The following is a 19,286-nucleotide window of genomic DNA, read 5'->3' on the forward strand; positions in this document are numbered from 1 at the left end:
CCGTGAAACTACTCCACACCGCCGACTGGCACCTGGGCCAGTCCTTCCATGGCCAGGAACGCCATGTCGAACATCGCGCCTTTCTCGACTGGCTGCTGGGGACACTCGTCGAGCGCCAGCCCGACGCACTGCTGATCGCCGGCGATATCTTCGATGTGGTCAATCCCTCGCTACGCGCCCAGGAACTGCTCTACGACTTCATCGTTGCCGCCCACGCCGCGCTGCCGGCGCTAGAGATCGTGATGATCGCCGGCAACCACGACAGCGGCTCGCGCATCGAGCTGCCTGCGCCGCTGATGAAGAGCCTCAGGACGCACGCCCTAGGGCGCGTGCACTGGCTCGACGACGGCCGCCTCGACAGCGACCACCTGCTGGTGCCGCTGCACGACGCCGGCGGCGCGCTCAAGGCGTGGTGCCTGGCGCTGCCCTTTCTGCGCCCCGCGGAGGTGACCGGCGGCGAGATCGACGACTATCGCGACGGCATCGCGCGGGTGCATGGCGAACTGATCTCAGCCGCCGAGGCACGCCGCCAGCCGGGCCAGGCGCTGGTGGCGATGAGTCACGCCCATCTTCAGGGCGCCGCCGTCTCGGAGGCGAGCGAGCGTCCCATCGTCATCGGCGGCGAGGAGTCGGTTTCGGCGACGCTGTTCCCCGAATCGATCGCCTACGTCGCGCTTGGCCACCTGCATCGGCCCCAGCAGGTCGGCGAGCCACGCATCCGCTACAGCGGCTCGCCCCTGCCGCTCGATTTCAGCGAGAGCCACTATCCGCACCAAGTGATCGAATTCACCCTCGACGGCGAAGCGCTGGGCGGGATCGAGACGCTACCGATCCCGCGACACGTCGCGCTGCAACGCGTGGGGCCGGGCAGTCTCGAAGAGGTCGAACAGGCGCTGGAGACGCTGGAGACGGACGCCGCGCTCCCCGATGCCACGATGCCTCGCGAACGCTGGCCGTGGCTGGAGATTCGGGTCGATCTCGATGCGCCCCGCCCCGATCTGCGTGCGCGCATCGAAACCGCCCTGGATGGCAAGCCGCTGCGTCTGCTGCGCATTCACAGCCGCTATCCCAATGCCAGCTCGCAGGATGATGCGGACGCCAGTGTCGATCTCGACAGCCTGACCCCACAGGAGATCTTCGGCCGCACCTGGCAGGCGCGCTACGGCGACGCACCACCGGAAGAGGTGATGACGGATTTCGCCAGCCTCCTGCAGCAGGTTCAGGACGCGGAAAGCCAACAGGAGAACGATGTGGAAAACAAGGCATGAAGATTCTCGCCATTCGCCTGGAAAACCTCGCCTCGCTGGCCGGACTCCACGAGATCGACTTCACCGCCTCGCCGCTGGCCGACCAGGGTCTGTTCGCCATCACCGGCCCCACCGGCGCCGGCAAGAGCACGCTGCTCGATGCGCTCTGCCTGGCGCTCTACGGCAGCACGCCGCGCCTGCGTCAGGCGCCCCGACGGGACTCCCAGATCGCCGATATCAACGACGACACGCTGACCACCGCCGATGCACGCACCCTGCTGCGGCGGGGTTGCGCCAGCGGCTTCGCCGAGGTGGATTTCGTCGGCCGTGATGGCCGTCGCTACCGGGCGCGCTGGTCGGTGCGCCGTGCCCGCAACAAGGTCGACGGCAGCCTGCAGAAGACCGAGCAGTCTCTCACCGACCTGGACGCCAACCAGTTGCTCACCGCCCAGACGCGGGAGTTCGAAAAGCTGCTGCCCGAGCGTCTGGGTCTCAAGTTCGACCAGTTCACCCGCGCCGTGTTACTGGCCCAGAGCGAGTTCGCCGCCTTTCTCAAGGCCGACGACAACGAACGCAGCGAACTGCTCGAGCGCCTGACCGATACCCAGCACTATTCCGAGATCTCGAAGGCCGCCTATCGACGGGTGCGCGAGGCCAAAGCGACCCTCGAGGCCATCGAGACCCGCTTGGCGGACGCCCTGCCGGTGGACGCCGACACCCGTACCACCTACGAGCAGCAGGCCCGGGCCGAGGAGCAGGCGCTGGCCGAGTTGCAGGCGGAACTGTCGCGCCACCAGGCCCAAGGCATCGAGCTCGAACGCGATGCTCAACTCCTTCAGGCGTGGCAGCAGGCGGAAGCCGGCTGGCGCCAGGCCGAACACGAGTGGCAGCAGAACCAGACCGAGCGCCACCAGCTCGCTCAGCTCGACGAGCTGGCCCCGTGGCGGGAACGGGCTCGGCGACGCCAGGCGCTTGAGCGTATCTTGACCGCCAATCGCCAGACCCTGGCGGAACAGCGCCGCCTGTCCGAAGATGGCGACCGCGAACGCGAAGCTCTGGAGCCCCGGCTGGCCGCGGCGCGCCAAGCCCACGAGCAGGCCCGGCAGGACGAACGGGAAGCCCAGCCGCTGCTGGACGAAGCGCGCCGGCTGGCCGCCGATCTCGAATATCAGCGGCAGCAGCTCACCCAGCAGCAGCAGGAACACCGCCAGCTCGCCGACTCCGCACTGGCCGATGACCAGCGCCACGAAGCACTGACACGGACACGCCAGCCGCTCGAGGCGCGTCTCGATGAACAGCGGGCCGCGCTGGCGCGCTTGCTGGAAGCCACCGACGAGCCCGGCGAGCACGCAAACGAACACTCAAGCACATACCCAAGCGCCCACGAGCTGCGTGCGAGCCTGAACCGTCGACGCGACCTGGCCCAACATGAGCTGCAAACGCTGCAAAGCCTGCAGCATGACTGGCGCGAAGGCGAACGCCTGCACCGCGAGCAGACCGCGACACGCCAGCAGCTCGATGCCGAACGCCACCGGCTAAAGACGCTGGAAACCGAAGGCAGACAGGCCGCGGAACGGCTCAAGGCCGCCGAGTCCGAAGACGAGACGATCCGCGATCAGATCGAAGCGGCAAGAGCGGCCCGGAGCGAGAGCGTCGAACAGCTGCGCCAATACCTGCGGGAAGACGAGCCCTGCCCGGTCTGTGGGGGAACGGATCATCCCTTCCGGCACGCACCGCCAGCGCACCCCGGCGTCGCCATGATCGAGGCGATCGAGCGCCAGGAGCGGCAACGGCTCGAAGGCCAGCGCCAGCAGGTCGAGCGTGCCCAGCAAACCTACCATCAGTGCAGCGCCGACTATCGTGCCTGTCGCCAGGGCATGCAGGAAAGAGAGCGCCAGCTCGAGACGCTGTCCCGGCAGCTCGATCAGGCCCGCGCGGCGATCGATGCCCACGACGACGCCCCGGCGCTTCGCCGGAACGAGTCGGCCGACGGCTGGTTCGAGAGCCGGCGGGAACGGCTGAATCGGCAATGGCAGGAGGCCAGCGACCGTCTCGCCGCGCTCGACGACGCGGAGCGCCTGCTGCAGCCGCTGGAAGCCGACTGGCAACGGCTGTCGCTCGAGCTGGGCAAGCTGGAAGAGCGCCGCGCCCTGAATCGCCAGCGCCTGCAGGCGCTCGAGGCGTCGCTACCCTCATGTCAGCAGCAGGTGGAAGATACCGGCCGAAGACTGGCGGCCCGGCTCGGCAGTCACGAATCCGTCCTGGCCTGGCAGGCCGCGCTGGAACGGCAGTGCCGGCAGGCGGAAGCGACCCTCGAGGAGCATCAGACGCGCTGGCAGACGCTGGCCCAGACCCATGCGCAGCTGAGCCAAAAGCTGGCGGATCTCGAACAGCGCCAGCAGGACGCCCAGGCGGAGTTCGACGAGCTCGATGGCGGCTGGCAGGCCTGGCGTCGGGAACGCCCTGCCCTCGACGACGAGACGGTCGAGGCGCTGCTGGCAGTGAGCGAGGCGGATCATCGTCGGCGGCGGGAGGCCCTGACCAGGCTGGAGCGCGACCTCGCCGCCGCGACCGTCAAGCAGGAGGAGCGCCGACAGGCGCTGCACGACCAGCGCCGCCGGCTACTGCCGGCATCGGACGAGAAGGACCTGCTCGACGAGGCCAACAGCCGCGAGCTGGCGGGGCAACTGGCCCGCCAGCGCGAGACGCTCCAGGCGCTGGAGCGGCAGCGCGACGAGCGCCAGGAGAGTCGCGATGCGGCCCAGCACCGGCTTCGCGAGGACGACCGCCGCCGCCAGGCCCAGCGCGAAGGCGCCCAGGCGCGCGAGGCGGCGCAGCACGAACTCAATCGCTGGCGATTGATCGGCGACCTGATCGGCAGCGCGGATGGCAAGCAGTTCCGGCGCATCGCCCAGGCCTACAATCTCGATCACCTGTTGACCCACGCCAACCAGCACCTGCGGGCGCTGACGCCCCGCTACCGGCTGACGCGCGGCGGCAGCGAGCTCGGCATTCTGGTGATCGATGGCGACATGGCCGACGAACGCCGCTCGGTGCATTCGCTCTCCGGCGGCGAGACGTTCCTGGTCTCGCTCGCCCTCGCCCTGGGCCTGGCTTCGATGGCATCGCACCAGCTGGCGATCGAATCGCTGTTCATCGACGAAGGCTTCGGCAGTCTCGATCCGGAGTCGCTGGCGCTGGCGATGGATGCCCTCGACGGCCTGCAGGCACAAGGGCGTCGGGTCGGGGTGATCTCCCACGTCCAGGAAATGCACGAGCGAATTCCGCTGCAGATACGGGTCGAACCCAGCGGCAACGGCGCCAGCCGAGTGACGCTACGGCACCGTTGAATGTCGCTACGGCATCGCTGAGAACTTTCCCGTGGCGTTGGCTCTCGATCGGGACAGCGGCCCCTTCACACCTCGATCGCCGCCCGGGCCATGACCTGGGCGGCGGCGCCTCTGGCAGCGGTGAACGTGCTGTCTTCGATGATCTTGATCGGAACGGATTGGGACTTCCTGAGCAAATCGTTCTGATGGTCGTGGAAGTAGGCCAGGGCCGGCTCTATCAGACGCGCTTCCAACCGCATCAAAGAGCCCCCCAGAATCAGCATCGAGGGGTTGAGCGTGTGGTGCAGATTGAGCATCAAGAGCCCTAGCGCTTCTCCCGCACGCTGGATCAGGGCTTGAACGGCTTCCTCGTCGGCCCGGGCCTGTACCGCCGCGCTGAGACTGGCCTCCGGCTCGACGTTCAGCGCTTCGCGCAGCGCCCACCCGCTTACCAGCGTTTCCGCACAGCCGCGGTTGCCGCAATGGCAAAACGCGCCGCCAGGCTGGATCACGGTATGTCCGATCTCGCCAACCAGTCCCTGATATCCCCTCGGTACCACGGGGAAATGTTCACCGCTGACCACGCCGCAGCCGATACCGATGTCGGCGCTGATGTACGCGATCGACTCGGGCGGCACACCGTCGAAGAAGTAGAACTCGCCGAACGCAGCGGCATTGGCCTCGTTGTCCAGCAGCCATACGCCACCCGGCAGATCCGGCTGTTCCCGCAGTAACGCCAGAAAGTCGATGTCGGTCCAGCCCAGATTGGGCGCCAGCCTGAGAATGGGGGCGCGGGGAGAAACGGGGCCGGGCACGGAGACGCCGAGCCCGAGGCAGGAACGCCCTCCCAGGGCGGGATCCTGACGGAGCTGCACCAGCAGCTCTGCAAGGCGCGTTGCCGTGGCCTCGGGCGTGGTGGGAGAAACTTCCTGGTGAAGGCTCGCCAGGATCTCTCCCACCAGATTGCAGGCAACCAGCCGCAGGCCCTTGACCCCGACCTCGGCGCCCAGCATGTAGTGACGATCACCATCGAGATAAAGCGCTCGCCCCGGGCGCCCGCCACCACGTGAATGCAGCTCACCCTCACGCAGCCAGCCACCCTCGGACAACGCCTGTACCACGCTACCGACGGTGGCCTTGGTCAGACCGGTCTGGAGGGCGATATCCGCCCGCGACAATCCAGGACTGCGCCTCACGGTGCTGAGAATGGTGCTGCGGTTGAGACTCTTCAGATAGTTGAGATCGCCAGCGACTTGCGGCGTGAAGGAATTCGGCATGGGCGAGGCGGCAACATCGAGTAATGGCTGATTGAGACGACTATACCAAAGCCCGACGAGTTCGGCCGAAAAGCGTCTGCCATGGCGGGACCTAAGTCTTAACACTAATGGTCAATGGCAGCCGTTCTCGCAAACGCGCATGCTCCTTCCACAACTTAGTTAACAGTTTTTACTAATCAGCAGGAACCATCATGCCAACAGCCATCTACCCCTGTCTCGAGACCAAGCGCGTCGTCATCACTGGCGGCGGCTCCGGGATCGGAGAGGGTTTGGTACGCGCCTTTGCCGAGCAGGGCGCCGAAGTCCATTTCCTCGACATTCTCGAAGAGGCCAGGGCCCTGGCCGAAGCGCTGGGGGACAACGTGCATTTCCACCACTGCGATCTTACCGACGCCGAGGCCCTGATCGGCACGCTCAATGCCATCGGCGAGGTCGACATACTGGTCAACAATGCCGCCAACGACGACCGCCACCGCCTCGAGGACGTCACCCCCGAATACTGGGACGACCGCATGGCGGTCAATTTGCGCCATCTGGTGCTGGCCGCCCGTGAAGTCGCCCCGGCGATGCGCCGTCGTGGCCAGGGCGTGATCGTCAATCTGGGCTCGATCAGCTGGCACCTCGGCCAGCCCGGCATGGTGCTTTACGAGACCGCCAAGGCCGGCATCGAAGGCCTGACGCGCGCGCTGGCCAGCGAACTGGGCAGCGACGGGATCCGTGTCAACTGCGTGATCCCCGGCAACGTCAAGACCGCGCGTCAATCGCGCTGGTATACCCCCGAAGACGAGGCACAGATCGTCGCCGAGCAGAAGCTCAAGGTACGCATCCACCCCCACCACGTCGCTGCCACGGTGCTGTTCCTCGCCTCGGACGCGGCAGCAGCCTGTACCGCTCATAACTACTGGGTCGACGCCGGCTGGCTCTGATCGCGAGCCGCCCCAGGACCTTCATCGACACGCCACCGGAGTTCAACAATGCCAATATCAAGTGCTTCACAACACCCCATCGTGGTTCTGCTCATCTGCTGCGTGGCCGCCATCGGCGGCTTTCTGTTCGGCTTCGATAGCGGGGTCATCAACGGCACCGTCGACGGCCTCCAGCAGGCTTTCCAGTCGGAGAGCGTCGGCACCGGCTTCAACGTCGCCTCGATGTTGCTTGGCTGCGCCGTCGGCGCCTTCTTCGCCGGGCGCCTGGCGGACAAGTTCGGTCGCCGCACGCTGCTGCTGGTTGCCGCCGTCTTCTTCATCGTCAGCGCCTGGGGCTCCGGCATTGCCGACGGATCGCTCGAATTCGTGATCTATCGGATCCTGGGCGGCCTGGCGGTGGGTGCAGCCAGCGTCATGTCACCGGCCTATATCAGCGAGATCGCTCCCTCTCATCTGCGCGGCCGACTGGCGACGATCCAGCAGGTGGCGATCATCGGCGGCCTGTTCTTCTCGTTTCTCAACAACTACATCCTCGCCAATGTCGCGGGCGGCTCCACGGCGCCATTGTGGTTCGGCTTCGAAGCCTGGCGCTGCATGTTCTGGATGGAGCTGATCCCCGCCGGGATATTTCTGATCGCACTGCTGTTCATCCCGGAAAGCCCACGCTTCCTGGTCAGTGCCGGTCATGACGACAAGGCGGAACGGGTTCTGCGCCTGGTCTACTCGCAAGCGCCTGGAAGACATCCGCACGTCACTGTCGAACCGTCACAAGCCTCGCCTGTCGGATCTGATCAACCCCGCTACCGGCAAATTGCTGAAACTGGTCTGGATCGGCATCGGTCTGGCCGTGTTCCAGCAGTTGGTCGGGATCAACGTGGTGTTCTACTACGGCGCCGTGCTGTGGCAGGCAGTCGGTTTCTCCGAGAGCGACGCATTGATGATCAACGTCATCAGCGGCGCCGTCAGCATCGCGGCCTGTCTGGTCACGATCGGCCTGATCGACCGCATCGGTCGCAAACCGCTGCTGTGGGGCGGTTCCGTCGGGATGACGATCACCCTGGCGATTCTGGTCTATGCGTTCTCCACCGCCGACATCGTCAATGGCAGCCTGGCGCTCTCCTCCGGTAACGGCGTTCTCGCCCTGCTCGCGGCCAACGTCTACGTCTTCTGCTTCAACGTCTCCTGGGGGCCGGTGATGTGGGTCATGCTGGGCGAGATGTTCCCCAACCAGGTACGCGGCTCGGGCCTGGCCGTCGCCGGCTTGTTCCAGTGGGTCGCCAACTTCGCCATTACCATGACCTTCCCGATCATGCTGGCATCGATCGGCCTCACCGGGGCTTACGGTTTCTACGCGATCTGCGCCTTGCTGTCGGTCATCTTCGTTGCTCGCTTCGTGCGCGAAACCAACGGCAAGGAACTCGAAGAGATGGTTTACGAGTAAGCGTTCGCCAAATGGGGAACTGAACGCCACAATAACGTGGTACGCAACGAACAAGGCCCGCGTCAGATGGCGCGGGCCTCGTCGTTGCCGCTGAGCAGCGTCCCCCTTTCACCCTAACGGAAGGACGCCTTTGCCGTCATTTTGGGCTGAATGAGGGTAGGAAAAGCTATCGCTTTGCCGTCACCCCGCTGATATCTTGTCGCACCTCCTCAAGCCGAAAACGCCTCATTCAGCCACTTGATAAAATTACGTTTTTGCTTGAAATCGATGCGTAGTTGCATCAGGACTTCCGCGAAGATTTCATGCTGAGCCGGTGTTTCCAGCGTGTCGCGTAATTCTTTCAATAAGGCAATCCCCTGCTGATAGCCTTGGTTATTGGTCTTGCTCACTTCACTACGCACCAGACGCAAATATAGCGGCAAGCTCTCATCGGGGATTTTCAGCGCTTGCGCCAGGGCGTGTAATAAACCCGACGCCACTCGCCGCTGAGCACAGAGGGCCTGAGCCTCAGTCAGGCGACCCTCGTACAGATAGATTTCCAGCAAGCTATTTTCCGGCGCCGGCGCCCAAGCAAGGCGAGGCCCGGCAGTCTCACCGAGCCGCTCGGTCAGCCAGTCGATAGCAAGCTGGCGATAGTCGACGGGCAAGCCATGCGCTTCCGCCAGCTCCACCAGGTAGCAATAATCCTCAACCCGCTGCGTAAGTCGATATATCTCCCACTGCAGTTGCGCCGCTGCCTCGACGTCTTCCTGATGCAGACGTAGGCGAATTTCCAGCCGTTGGCGTTCGTTTTCCCAGCGGGGCCGGTCCTTCGACTCCACTTCGGCCGCGCGAGAAAGCCACTGCTCGACCTGATCCCAGCCGCCATGATCGATACACGCTCTCGCGGCGTCTAGGCAGTCCTTCTCGTCGTTAGCGGTTTTCTGATAAAGCGCCAGGATGGTGGATAAATCACCTGCAGCTTCGGCGCGCTTGAGCATGGGGTCGCGCAGCCGCAGGTAGCGGTACCGCTCCGACCAACTGGCATTCCTCGGCAGGTTCGGCAAGTCATCCCAGGCCCGCTGCAAGCAAGCGTGATAGGCTTCTAGCCCGGCCTGGCCCAGCACCTCGGCATAAGCGTCGGGGATCGGCGGAAACCTCTCACTGCGTTCGCCGAACGCCAGCTCATAAAGGTGCGCCGCCAATTTTTCGGCCGACCAATCGAGCCGCTGCACGGTCTCGACATGCAATGTCTGCAAATCCGCCTCGCAGTGGAGTCGAAAGCCGCCCGAATCATCAATGGTTTCCAGCGCCCGGTCCAGGCGCGACAGCGCATGATTCACCAGCATCAAGGCTTTATCAGCCGGCAACTGCGGCGCTTGCTCGACAAGCTGATCGACAACCGGCTCCGCCTTGGCGAAGTAGGCATGCACCTGCCCAAAACGAAACAGATCGCGGTTGACGGGAAATGCCGCCGTGATGCGTTTTTTCAGCGTCTTGTGATCCAGAACACCGAGTACCGCATCGGCGCGCATCGACCACTTTTGGTACAGCACCGGGTCACTCTCGATGAGTGACTCAAGCGCTTCGACCAGCGAGACCTTGTCCATCTGCTGTAGATAAGCATGCAGGCGATCCGAGACATCGCCTTCCGTCAGGCGCGTTTGCTCGGCCTGCTCCGCCCGATATGTCAAGGCAACCGCCACGCAATGCTTGCAGAAGTCGATGCCCTCCGAGGCCGGGCAATCGCATCCACCGTCCAGGCCACGCTTGCTCAGCTTCAGTGTCACGGTATAGCGCTCGCTGCCCTCCACATCGGCAGTGATGGTGGCCCCTTGCTTGATCCAACCGAGCACCATGCCCTGGCGGTAATAATCTAGACCCCGGCCAAACGCCGCCTCCCCGGCAAGCACGACCAGTTGCCGATCGGCCAGAAGCGCCGTTTCATCGTGTTGTGCCATCGCGATCCTGCCTTACTGTTATTGATATTGCTGTGTAAGGTGATGGCGCAAGCTGCGCGCTCAACCTGCCAGCCTGAACGCGATCTCGGCCACATGCTTGCCCTGGAAGCGGGCGATCGCCAGTTCGTTCTCGCTCGGGGTACGGCTGCCATCAGCGTTGGCCAGCGTCGTCGCGCCGTAGGGCGTGCCACCGGTGATCTCGTTCATGTTGGAGAGCTCGGGGCAGCTGTAGGGCACGCCGACGATGACCATGCCGTGGTGAAGCAGCGTGGTGTGAATCGAGGTCAACGTGGTTTCCTGCCCGCCGTGTTGCGTCGCGGTGGAGGCAAACGCGCTGCCGATCTTGCCGATCAACTTGCCCTGCGCCCAAGGGCCACCGGTCATGTCCCAGAAATTGCGCATCTGGGAGGCCATGTTGCCGAAACGGGTCGGCGTGCCGACGATGATCGCATCGTAGTCGGCCAGCGCCTCGGGCCCTTCGATCAGCGGCGCCTCCTGATCGGTCTTGTAGCCGGACTTGACCGCTACCTCCTCCGGCACCAGTTCGGGCACTCGGCGAAGATCGACCTGCGTACCATCGACGCCCCGGGCGCCTTCCGCCACGGCCTTGGCGAGGGTTTCGATATGGCCGTAGCTTGAGTAATACAACACCAGCACTTTGCTCATGGCATTTTCCTTGAAAGACAGGGTTTCCCTTGAAAGGCAGGGCTTCCCTTGAGAAGACAGGGTTTCGAGACGAAACATTTCCAAGGCTAGCCCGCGCGCCCAGCCGATGCCATGGCAACAATACTGCGTTTTTTGGTGGCGAAAGGCCGAAAAGATCGAACGCTCTGCGAACGCGCGATCATCGTGCCATCCGTCTGCCTCGGGCCGGCATTTGTTGCGGTAGCGGGCTAGCCGCTATTCTGTGCGCTCACTCACCCAACCGTGGTCCACGCTGGTGGATCGGAGCAAGCCATGACGACTTCCCGCGATCTCCTGGCCAACCTGGTCGGCTTCGATACCGTCTCCCGCCATTCGAATCTCGCGCTGATCGATTTCGTCGAGCACTATCTCGCCTCTCATCGGGTGCCGGCCCAGCGCATCACCAACGCCGATGGCAGCAAGGCCAACCTGCTCGCCCGCGTTGGCCCCGCGGTCGAAGGCGGTGTGGTGCTTTCCGGTCATACCGACGTGGTGCCGGTCGACGGCCAGCCGTGGCGCAGCGATCCGTTCACGCTGACCGACAGGCAGGATGGCCGACTCTATGGCCGCGGGAGCTGCGACATGAAAGGCTTCCTCGCCTGCGCCCTGGCCCGGGTGCCCGAGTGGCAGGCGCTGGACCTGAAGCGACCGATCTATCTGGCTTTCTCCTATGACGAGGAGATCGGCTGTCTCGGCGCGCCGGCGATGATCGAACGCCTGATGGCGGACGAGCCACTGCCCGGCGCGGTCATCATCGGCGAGCCCACCTCGATGCAGCCGGTGGTCGCGCAGAAAGGAATCACCACGATGCGCACCACGGTGACCGGCCGGGAGTCGCACTCGAGCCAGATCAACCAGGGCGTATCGGCGATTCACGTCGCAGCCAAACTGGTGACGCGGATCGAGGCGATCATGCAGGAGCTGGTCGACGAGGGCGCGCTGGAAAAGGTCTTCAACGTGCAGCACTCTAGCCTGCACGTGGGCCTGATCGAGGGCGGCACCGCGATCAACATCATGGCCCGCCACTGCCAGTTCGACTGGGAGATTCGTCACCTGCCCAGCGACGGATTCGAGGCGGTCTTCGCCCGCTTCGACCGCTACGCCAGGGCACTGGAAGCCGAGCTCCAGCAGCGGGTGCCGGATGTTCGTATCGTCACCGAGCAGCTCGTCGACACGGTGCCGGCGCTGGCCGATCGCGACAACGCCCCCACCATCGAGCTCTGCCGCGAGCTGCTCGACGACCCGAACGTCGACACCGGCGGCGTTGCCTACGCCACCGAAGGCGGCCAGTTCCAGCGCGCCGGCCTGCCGACCATCGTCTGCGGCCCGGGCAGCATCGAACAGGCCCACCAGCCGGACGAGTACATCGACATCAGCCAGCTCGAAGCCGGCGACCGCTTCATGCAACGACTGGGCAAGCGAATGGCGCGTTGAGCACCGTCGCTACTCTATTCCTTTAGCTACCGGGACGAATCATGCATACCCCTGTTCTCGCCGTTCGCCGCACTGCCCTGGTCGCGGTCTATGGCACCTTGAAGCGCAGATTGCGCAACCATCACTGGCTCGACGGCGCCGAGTTCGTTGGCACCGATATCCTCACCAGCGTCACGCTCTATGATATCGGCCCCTATCCGGGCGCCAGGGCCGAGCCGTCGCGAGGCGTGGAGATCGAAGTCTTCCGCGTCGATGCGGCTGGTCTGAAAAGGCTGGATTGCCTGGAGGATTACCGGGTAAGACGGCCGAAGTCCGGCACTTACGATCGCGCCGTGCATGACACCGCCTTCGGCCCCGCCTGGCTCTATCTCTACAACCGGGACGTGACCGGCTGCCCGGTGATTCGCCAGGGAGGCTGGCCGGCCGTGGCGTGAGGAGTCGTCTCGTTACTGCATATGGTTCCGCCATTGCCGCGGGCTGACATCATGCCAGCGTCGAAACGCGCGTGAAAAGGCACTCACTTCCGAAAAGCCCAGCAGCAACGCTATCTCCGAGATACTCAAGTGGGGTTGTCGTAGATAATGGGTTGCCATCTCCCGACGAACTCCATCCAGAAGTTGGCTGAAGCTGACGCCCTCACGACTAAGGCGACGCTGCAACGACCAGTTCGAGAGATCGAGACGATGGGCTGCGTTCTCTAGCGTCGGTTCTCCCATCGAGAGCATCTGGCGGACTTGGTCCCGCACGCGGTCGAGGAGCCCCTGCGGCGCGCGCTGGCCGTCGAGATGGCGAATGGCATCGACGAGCACGCCCAGCAGCAGTGGATCACTATCCGGCATCGGCCGATTCAAGTCGCGCTTCGGGATCAGCATCGAATTGACCGGTTGGTCGAAGTAGACCTGAGCGTCGAAGGATTTGCAGTGGTCATGCCACTGTTCCGGGCGCGGGTGCTCGAACATGACTGCCCGCGGCGCCCAGTTCGACCCGGCCGCGTGCCGGATCAGATTAAGCGCCATACCCATGGTCAGCTCGGCATCCTGGCGCCGACATAGAATTCGCCCGTGGCGTACCTGATAGTCGAGCCGCCAGCAATCGTCGGCATCCACCAGTCGGATCAGCGTATCGTGCTGGTGATAGGGAAAAGCGGCAACCCAGTTGTGCAGCGCCGCCTCGAGAGTCGACGAGCAGAGCCCGATATAGCCGATCAGCCCCAAGGCCTGCGGCTTGAACTGCTGCCCGTAATAGAGCCCGAAGTTGTCGCACCGAGACTCGCGCGCGGCGTTTTCCATCACTTGGCAGTAACTGCCGAGATCGAGACTCAGCGTGGGCTGCACCAGCAGCTCCGGGTCGACACCGCTACTGCCGAGAATGCGATCGGCGTCGCCGCCGTGCCGCTGGATGAAACCGCACAGACCGTTCGCCGCCGCCGAGAGCACGCCCCGGTTTCCCGTTGCGGCGGCGCCGATTTCTGTCCCGAGAGCCGTGCCGGTCGAGCCCGAGAGAAGCGATAAGTCCATGAGCGTTAACCTGCCGATGCGATTTTGTTATTGAGCAGCAAGTTTCGTACCACTGCCGAGGCCGTGACCGCGTTGCCCGGTCTTGAGCGGCGCTCGGCAGTTCTCAGACGGCCATCGGCCGCGCCGTTGTGCACATTTTCAATACAAGCGTCGCCACCCGCGCACCATTTCGGGTCATTCGGCGCCCACCGGCAGCTTGCCATCCAGATATCGCTGTACCAGTCGGACCGAGTGATCGGCCCAGTCCGGACCGAGGTCGGCGGCCTGCTGCGTCTGGGCATGGGAGCCGGCCCACGCCAATAGCTGAATGCGCCGCTGGGCGATCATCGCCGGCACGATGGCCAGATCGGCCTGATCCAGCGGCGCGACCCGCTGATAACCGGCGAGCCACTCATCGACCCAGGCCGCGGCGTTCGGGTGGTGCTCCTCGAAGCTCAGCGCCGCGGCCAGATCGTGCAGGTACCAGCCCAGCCCGCAGTCGTCGAAGTCGATCACCTTGGTCTCGTCGCCATCGAGCAGCAGATTGGTGAGGCGCAGATCGGCGTGGATCAGCCCGTAGCGCGCGGGCGACTGCCCGTAGGCCTCCATCTCGTGAGCGATGCGCGCGATCGCCGCCTCGATCACCGGCCAGTCGGCACGGGCGAGTCCTGGCGCATCACGCCAGCTCCCCCAGTGCCCGTTCTCGCTGACCATGGTGTGGTGGTTCCAGACGATCCGCTGGAAGCCTTCGGGGCGCTGCCATTCGCGGCTGTGAAGGTGCAGGCGCGCAGTGATCTCGCCGAGCTGGCGAAAGGCCTGCGGGTCGACCGCGTTGGTCGGCATGTCGCCCGATATCCAGCCGAACAGCACCGCATGGCGATGGCCGTCCTCATCGTCGATGGCGTGACGATCGGCCTCGTCCAGCGGTAGCGTCAGCACCCACTCGCCATCGCTGGCAGCAATCGGCTCGGGCACCTGAAAGCCGGCCTCGCGCAGGGCGTCGAGCCAGGCCAGCTCTCCCAGAATGTCCTCTCGCCGATGATAGCCGCCGCGGTGCAGGCGCAGCGCATACCGCTCGCCCGACGCCCGCTCCATCACGTAGGTGGCGTTTTCGGAGCGGCACAGCAGCCGCACCTCGCCGCGCACGCTCTCCGGGTAGCGTGCACCGGCTGCCTCGGCCAGACGCTGCAGCGTGGCGTCGTCGAGAGCGTCAGCCTGGGGCGCGGCCGCGAGCGATGCACTATCAGCCATGAGAAATCTCCTGTCTGCCATGGGCCTGTGAATCAGGCGTTATCGATGAGCACAGGATGAGAGTCTCGGGGCGCATTCGGCTTGACCCTGGGCCGCGAACCGTTGACCGCAGAGGACAGTCCGGCGTTTGCCGCACCGGGGTTGACCGCAAGACACAGCCGACGGTGATCTGCGGTCAAGTCTTCATCGCACCCGCCGGGGCATCATCCGGAACATCGAGTCGCTTCCAGACTCATCGAGCCGCCACACAGCTCGATATTTCATTGGCTCAGAATTTCGGAGAGAGAACGATGCTCAAGACCAATGCCTTCGACGCCAGCGCCGGCGATACCGTCTCGCCACACAAGCTCGACATGATCGAGCGCCGTCGGCGCCTGCTCGGTCCGGCCTATCAGCTTTTCTACAAGGATCCGCTGCATCTGGTCCGCGGCGAGGGAGTCTGGGTCTTCGATGTCGATGGCAATCGCTATCTCGACGTCTACAACAACGTGCCCTCGGTGGGCCACTGTCACCCCCACGTGCTCGCGGCGCTCACACGTCAGGCCGGCGAGCTCAACACCCACACCCGTTACCTGCATGACAACGTGCTGGATTTCGCCGAGAAGCTGATCGGCACCATGCCGGAAGCGCTGAGCCAGGTGATGTTCACCTGCACCGGCAGCGAAGCCAACGACCTGGCCCTGCGCATCGCCGAGGACTACACCGGCGGTACCGGCATGATCGTGACCGACTACAGCTACCACGGCATGACCAAGTCGATCGCCGCGCTCTCCGCCTCGATGGGCCCTTACGTCAAGCTCGACCGCGATGCCCGCGCCATCCCCGCGCCGATTCACGACCCCGCCAATCCGGAAGCGGTGGGCAAGCGTTTCGCCGCCGACGTGCGCGCCGCGATCGCCGACATGCAGCGTCACGGCATCAAGCCCGCCGCCCTGCTCATCGACACCTTCTTCACCAGCGACGGCGGCTTCTTCGATCCGCCCGGCTTCCTGCAGGAAGCGGTCGAGGCGATCCGCGAGGCGGGTGGCCTGTATATCGCCGACGAAGTGCAGCCCGGCTACGGGCGTAGCGGCGAGCACATGTGGGGCTTCCAGCGCCACGGGCTGGTGCCGGATCTCGTCACCCTGGGCAAGCCGATGGGCAACGGTCACCCGATGGCCGCGACCGTGGTCAAACCGCACATCCTCGAGCGCTTCGGCAGCGAATCGAGCTACTTCAACACCTTCGGCGGCAACACCGTCTCCGCCGCCGTGGGTCTGGCCGTCCTTGAAGTGATCGAGAACGAGAACCTGCTGCCCTCCATCGCCAAGGCCGGCAAGGCGATCGTCGAGGGGATCTCGGTGCTGGCATCGCGATACCCGCTGCTCAGCAACGTGCGTGGCGTGGGTCTCTACGCGAGCGTCGACATCGTCGATGCCGAGGGCAATCCCGATGCCGCGATGGCGCTGGCTATCGTCAACGGGCTGCGCGACGAAGGTATTCTGATCGGCGCCATCGGGCCGCACGCAAACGTGCTCAAGATTCGCCCCCCCTTGGTGTTCACCGAAGAGCACAGCGGGATTCTGGTCGAGGGCCTAGCGAAAGTTCTGGAAAAAGTGCAGCCGCAGGTTTGACGCCGCGGCCTATTGGGTAGACATCCATCACGATGGAGAAAACGATGACCTCATCGACGACAACAACAAATGCGCTGAAACCGACCCTTGGCCCGATTCAACTCTGGGGAATCGCCGTGGGCCTGGTGATTTCGGGTGAGTACTTCGGCTGGAGCTACGGCTGGGGCGTCGCCGGTACACTGGGCTTTCTGGTGACCACGATAATGATCGCCACCATGTATAGCTGCTTTATCTTCAGCTATACGGAACTCACCACGGCGATCCCTCACGCCGGCGGTCCTTTCGCCTTCAGCCGCCGCGCCTTCGGCGAGTTCGGGGGCATGATCGCCGGCATGGCGACGCTGATCGAGTTCGTCTTCGCGCCGCCGGCCATCGCGCTCGCCATCGGCGCCTATCTCAACGTCCAGTATCCGAGCCTGAATCCGCAGGTGGCCGCGATCGGCGCCTACGTCGTCTTCATGACGCTCAATATCCTCGGCGTGAAGCTGGCCGCGATGTTCGAACTGTTGGTGACCTCGCTCGCCGTGATCGAGCTGCTGGTGTTCATGGGCGTCGTCGCACCAGGCTTCAGCATGGCCAACTTCGTCGCCAACGGCTGGGCCGGCGAGAACGTCTTCAGTGGCCAGGCCGTCGCCGGCATCTTCGCCGCCATTCCCTTCGCGATCTGGTTCTTTCTTGCCATCGAAGGCGCCGCCATGGCCGCCGAGGAGACCCGCGATCCCAGGCGCACGATTCCCAAGGCGTATGTCAGCGGCATCATCACGCTGGTCATCCTCGCCTTCGGGGTGATGCTGATGGCCGGTGGCGTTGGCGACTGGCGCACGCTCTCGGACATCAACGACCCGCTGCCTCAGGCGATGAGGATGGTGGTCGGCGACAACTCCCGCTGGATGCACATGCTGGTGTGGATCGGCCTGTTCGGGCTGATCGCGAGCTTCCACGGCATCATCCTCGGCTACTCGCGTCAGTTCTTCGCCCTGGCACGCGCCGGCTACCTGCCAAGCGGGCTGGCCAAGCTGTCGCGCTTCCAGACACCGCATCGCGCGATCCTCGCCGGCGGTGCGATCGGTATCGTCGCCATTCTCAGCGACGGACACATCGACCTCCAGGGCATGAGTCTGACCGCGGCGATGATCACCATGGCGGTGTTCGGTGCCATCGTGATGTATCTGATGAGCATGCTGAGCCTGTTCCGCCTGCGCCGCAGCGAACCGCAGCTCGAACGCTGGTATCGCGCTCCCGGTTATCCGGTAGTGCCGCTGATCGCGCTGGTCCTGGCGCTGGTCTGCCTCATCGCCATGCTCTGGTTCAATCCGATGATCGCCCTGCTGTTCGTCGGCCTGATGGTCTTGGGCGGCATCTACTTCTCGCTGACCAAGGCGCAGCGCCAGGCAGCGGAGGACTCGCTGGCCGCCACGCCGTGAGCGATGCGTCGTCAAGGGAAAAACAGAGAAAGACTTCAATGGGGCGCCGCGAGGCGCCCTTTTCCTTGCCATACGATGTTTGCCATACAATCTTTGCCATCCGCCGTATTCTGGGCGCCCGACCGACTCAAGGGGCGTCACCGACCTAGGTGATGTGGCAGGTTAGGCCCGCTCGTCGGGTCCCGATCGCGTATCAGGCGTCGAAGAACACCCGCAGCACGTGATCCATGTGCACTTCCATCGCTCTCCGGGCCGCATCGGGATCATGGCTTTCGATTGCCGTCAGGATGCGCTCGTGATCGTCCTGGGACTGGCGCGGCATGTCGGTTTCCATGAACAGCTCCTGAAGACGTCGGAACATCTTGCCGTACTGGTGGCCAAGCAGGTGCTTGATGGTCATGGCATAGGCGGCGTTGCCCGAGGCCTCGGCAATACGAATGTGCAAAAGCCGGTCGCCGGCCTGGTTTCTTCCACCGTGGCGATTGTCCTCGACATTGCGCGCGTAGGCGGCACGCATCGCGGCGAGATCGTCGTCGCTGGCGTTGATCGCCGCCAGCGCCGCCGTTTCCGGTTCCAGGTAACGGCGTGCCTGCAGCAACGAAAACGGCGGGATTTCCTGATCCAGATCGAGCTCGATCTCGCTGGCGAACTCCGGGTCGAGCCCCCACTCTTCCTGGCGCCGGGCCGCGCTCATCACCGAGCTGCCCACCTCCTCGTCGCGTTCAAGCACCAGTACGCCATGGCCGACACGAACCTCGACCTGGCCCACCACCTCCAGCGCGATCAGCGCTTCGCGCACCGACGCCCGGCTGACCCCCAGCTGCTGCGCCAGATCCCGCTCCGGCGGCAACAGCGTACCGGGGGGAAATTCCCCCTGGCGGATCAGCACCAGCAACTGGTCGGCAATCTGGCGATAGAGCCGCTGTGCACGAATGGTCTGGATCGGCATCCATCGATCTCCCGGTTTCATGAGCAAGACGAATTAGGCTTTGTCTGAAAACTGTCTGCGCTCGGCCATACGGCGTTAAAAATCGGCTCAAAGTACTCATTTACACCGCGTAAACTCCGTCTTTTTGCCGATTTTTGCCTTGCCTGACCTTCGCTCGACGACTTTTCAGACAAAACCTAGACATTGGTCGCAATTTCCAACGCTTTTACCGGCTTGGCCGAGGCTATTAGACGTTTGGCGATTTGCGGGCCGTTTCCACAAAGGATAATACTCGG

14 protein-coding genes and 1 pseudogene are annotated in these 19,286 nt (G+C 64.3%); 9 read left to right on the forward strand and 6 right to left on the reverse strand.

What is annotated here, in order from left to right; genetic code table 11:
- Nucleotides 1-2: 2 nt before the first annotated feature.
- A complete protein-coding gene (locus CCD76_RS02875) occupies nt 3-1,268 on the forward strand; it encodes an exonuclease SbcCD subunit D C-terminal domain-containing protein (RefSeq protein WP_087718019.1) in 1,266 nt (421 codons plus the stop codon).
- Nucleotides 1,265-4,597 carry an AAA family ATPase gene (locus CCD76_RS02880; protein ID WP_087718020.1) on the forward strand — a complete coding sequence of 1,111 codons (3,333 nt, stop codon included), beginning with the start codon at nt 1,265-1,267 and terminating at the stop codon, nt 4,595-4,597. The genes CCD76_RS02875 and CCD76_RS02880 overlap by 4 nt, the downstream gene beginning before the upstream one ends.
- Before the next feature lie 65 nt (nt 4,598-4,662).
- On the opposite strand, the gene CCD76_RS02885 is transcribed toward CCD76_RS02880, so the two are convergent.
- Nucleotides 4,663-5,853: an ROK family transcriptional regulator gene (locus tag CCD76_RS02885; RefSeq protein WP_087718021.1), complete on the reverse strand. Its 1,191-nt coding sequence runs from the start codon at nt 5,851-5,853 to the stop codon at nt 4,663-4,665.
- 191 nt (nt 5,854-6,044) lie between these two features.
- On the opposite strand from CCD76_RS02885, the gene CCD76_RS02890 reads away from it, so the two are divergent.
- The 3 genes and pseudogenes from CCD76_RS02890 to CCD76_RS20320 all read left to right on the forward strand — a co-directional run bounded on the left by CCD76_RS02890 (nt 6,045) and on the right by CCD76_RS20320 (nt 8,220).
- On the forward strand, nt 6,045-6,779 hold the full coding sequence (locus CCD76_RS02890) for an SDR family NAD(P)-dependent oxidoreductase (protein ID WP_087718022.1): 735 nt from the start codon (nt 6,045-6,047) through the stop codon (nt 6,777-6,779).
- 48 nt (nt 6,780-6,827) lie between these two features.
- Nucleotides 6,828-7,436: pseudogene (locus CCD76_RS20315) on the forward strand (MFS transporter); the annotation flags it as partial.
- 28 nt (nt 7,437-7,464) lie between these two features.
- A complete protein-coding gene (locus CCD76_RS20320) occupies nt 7,465-8,220 on the forward strand; it encodes an MFS transporter (RefSeq protein WP_256961062.1) in 756 nt (251 codons plus the stop codon).
- A gap of 209 nt (nt 8,221-8,429) precedes the next feature.
- Here CCD76_RS20320 and CCD76_RS02900 read toward each other — a convergent pair whose 3' ends face one another.
- Nucleotides 8,430-10,160, reverse strand: coding sequence for an SWIM zinc finger family protein (locus CCD76_RS02900; RefSeq protein ID WP_087718023.1), 1,731 nt, complete (start codon nt 10,158-10,160; stop codon nt 8,430-8,432).
- A 60-nt stretch (nt 10,161-10,220) separates the two neighbouring features.
- Nucleotides 10,221-10,826 carry an NAD(P)H:quinone oxidoreductase gene (wrbA, locus tag CCD76_RS02905; protein ID WP_087718024.1) on the reverse strand — a complete coding sequence of 202 codons (606 nt, stop codon included), beginning with the start codon at nt 10,824-10,826 and terminating at the stop codon, nt 10,221-10,223.
- A gap of 291 nt (nt 10,827-11,117) precedes the next feature.
- On the opposite strand from wrbA, the gene argE reads away from it, so the two are divergent.
- Both argE and CCD76_RS02915 read left to right on the forward strand, forming a co-directional pair.
- Complete coding sequence (gene argE / locus CCD76_RS02910; protein ID WP_087718025.1) at nt 11,118-12,278, forward strand: acetylornithine deacetylase; 1,161 nt, start codon at nt 11,118-11,120, stop codon at nt 12,276-12,278.
- A 41-nt stretch (nt 12,279-12,319) separates the two neighbouring features.
- Nucleotides 12,320-12,712, forward strand: coding sequence for a gamma-glutamylcyclotransferase family protein (locus CCD76_RS02915; protein ID WP_087718026.1), 393 nt, complete (start codon nt 12,320-12,322; stop codon nt 12,710-12,712).
- A gap of 12 nt (nt 12,713-12,724) precedes the next feature.
- Here CCD76_RS02915 and qhpR read toward each other — a convergent pair whose 3' ends face one another.
- A complete protein-coding gene (gene qhpR / locus CCD76_RS02920; protein WP_087718027.1) occupies nt 12,725-13,795 on the reverse strand; it encodes an AraC-like transcriptional regulator QhpR in 1,071 nt (356 codons plus the stop codon).
- A 174-nt stretch (nt 13,796-13,969) separates the two neighbouring features.
- Nucleotides 13,970-15,025, reverse strand: coding sequence for a phosphotransferase enzyme family protein (locus CCD76_RS02925; protein WP_087718028.1), 1,056 nt, complete (start codon nt 15,023-15,025; stop codon nt 13,970-13,972).
- A 290-nt stretch (nt 15,026-15,315) separates the two neighbouring features.
- Between CCD76_RS02925 and CCD76_RS02930 the strand changes: the two genes are divergently transcribed.
- Together CCD76_RS02930 and eat are read left to right on the forward strand one after the other, a co-directional pair.
- Nucleotides 15,316-16,638: an aspartate aminotransferase family protein gene (locus CCD76_RS02930; protein ID WP_087718029.1), complete on the forward strand. Its 1,323-nt coding sequence runs from the start codon at nt 15,316-15,318 to the stop codon at nt 16,636-16,638.
- Between the two features lie 44 nt (nt 16,639-16,682).
- Nucleotides 16,683-18,062, forward strand: a complete 1,380-nt coding sequence (gene eat / locus CCD76_RS02935) for an ethanolamine permease (protein ID WP_087718030.1) — start codon at nt 16,683-16,685, stop codon at nt 18,060-18,062.
- A 193-nt stretch (nt 18,063-18,255) separates the two neighbouring features.
- Here the strand turns inward: eat and CCD76_RS02940 are convergent, their stop codons facing one another.
- Nucleotides 18,256-19,011 (reverse strand): FadR/GntR family transcriptional regulator, encoded by a 756-nt coding sequence (locus tag CCD76_RS02940; RefSeq protein ID WP_087718031.1) that lies wholly within the window; start codon nt 19,009-19,011, stop codon nt 18,256-18,258.
- Nucleotides 19,012-19,286 lie beyond the last annotated feature (275 nt).

This window comes from Salinicola salarius (assembly GCF_002179555.1).
In the GTDB taxonomy this organism is placed as follows: Bacteria; Pseudomonadota; Gammaproteobacteria; order Pseudomonadales; family Halomonadaceae; genus Salinicola; species Salinicola salarius_A.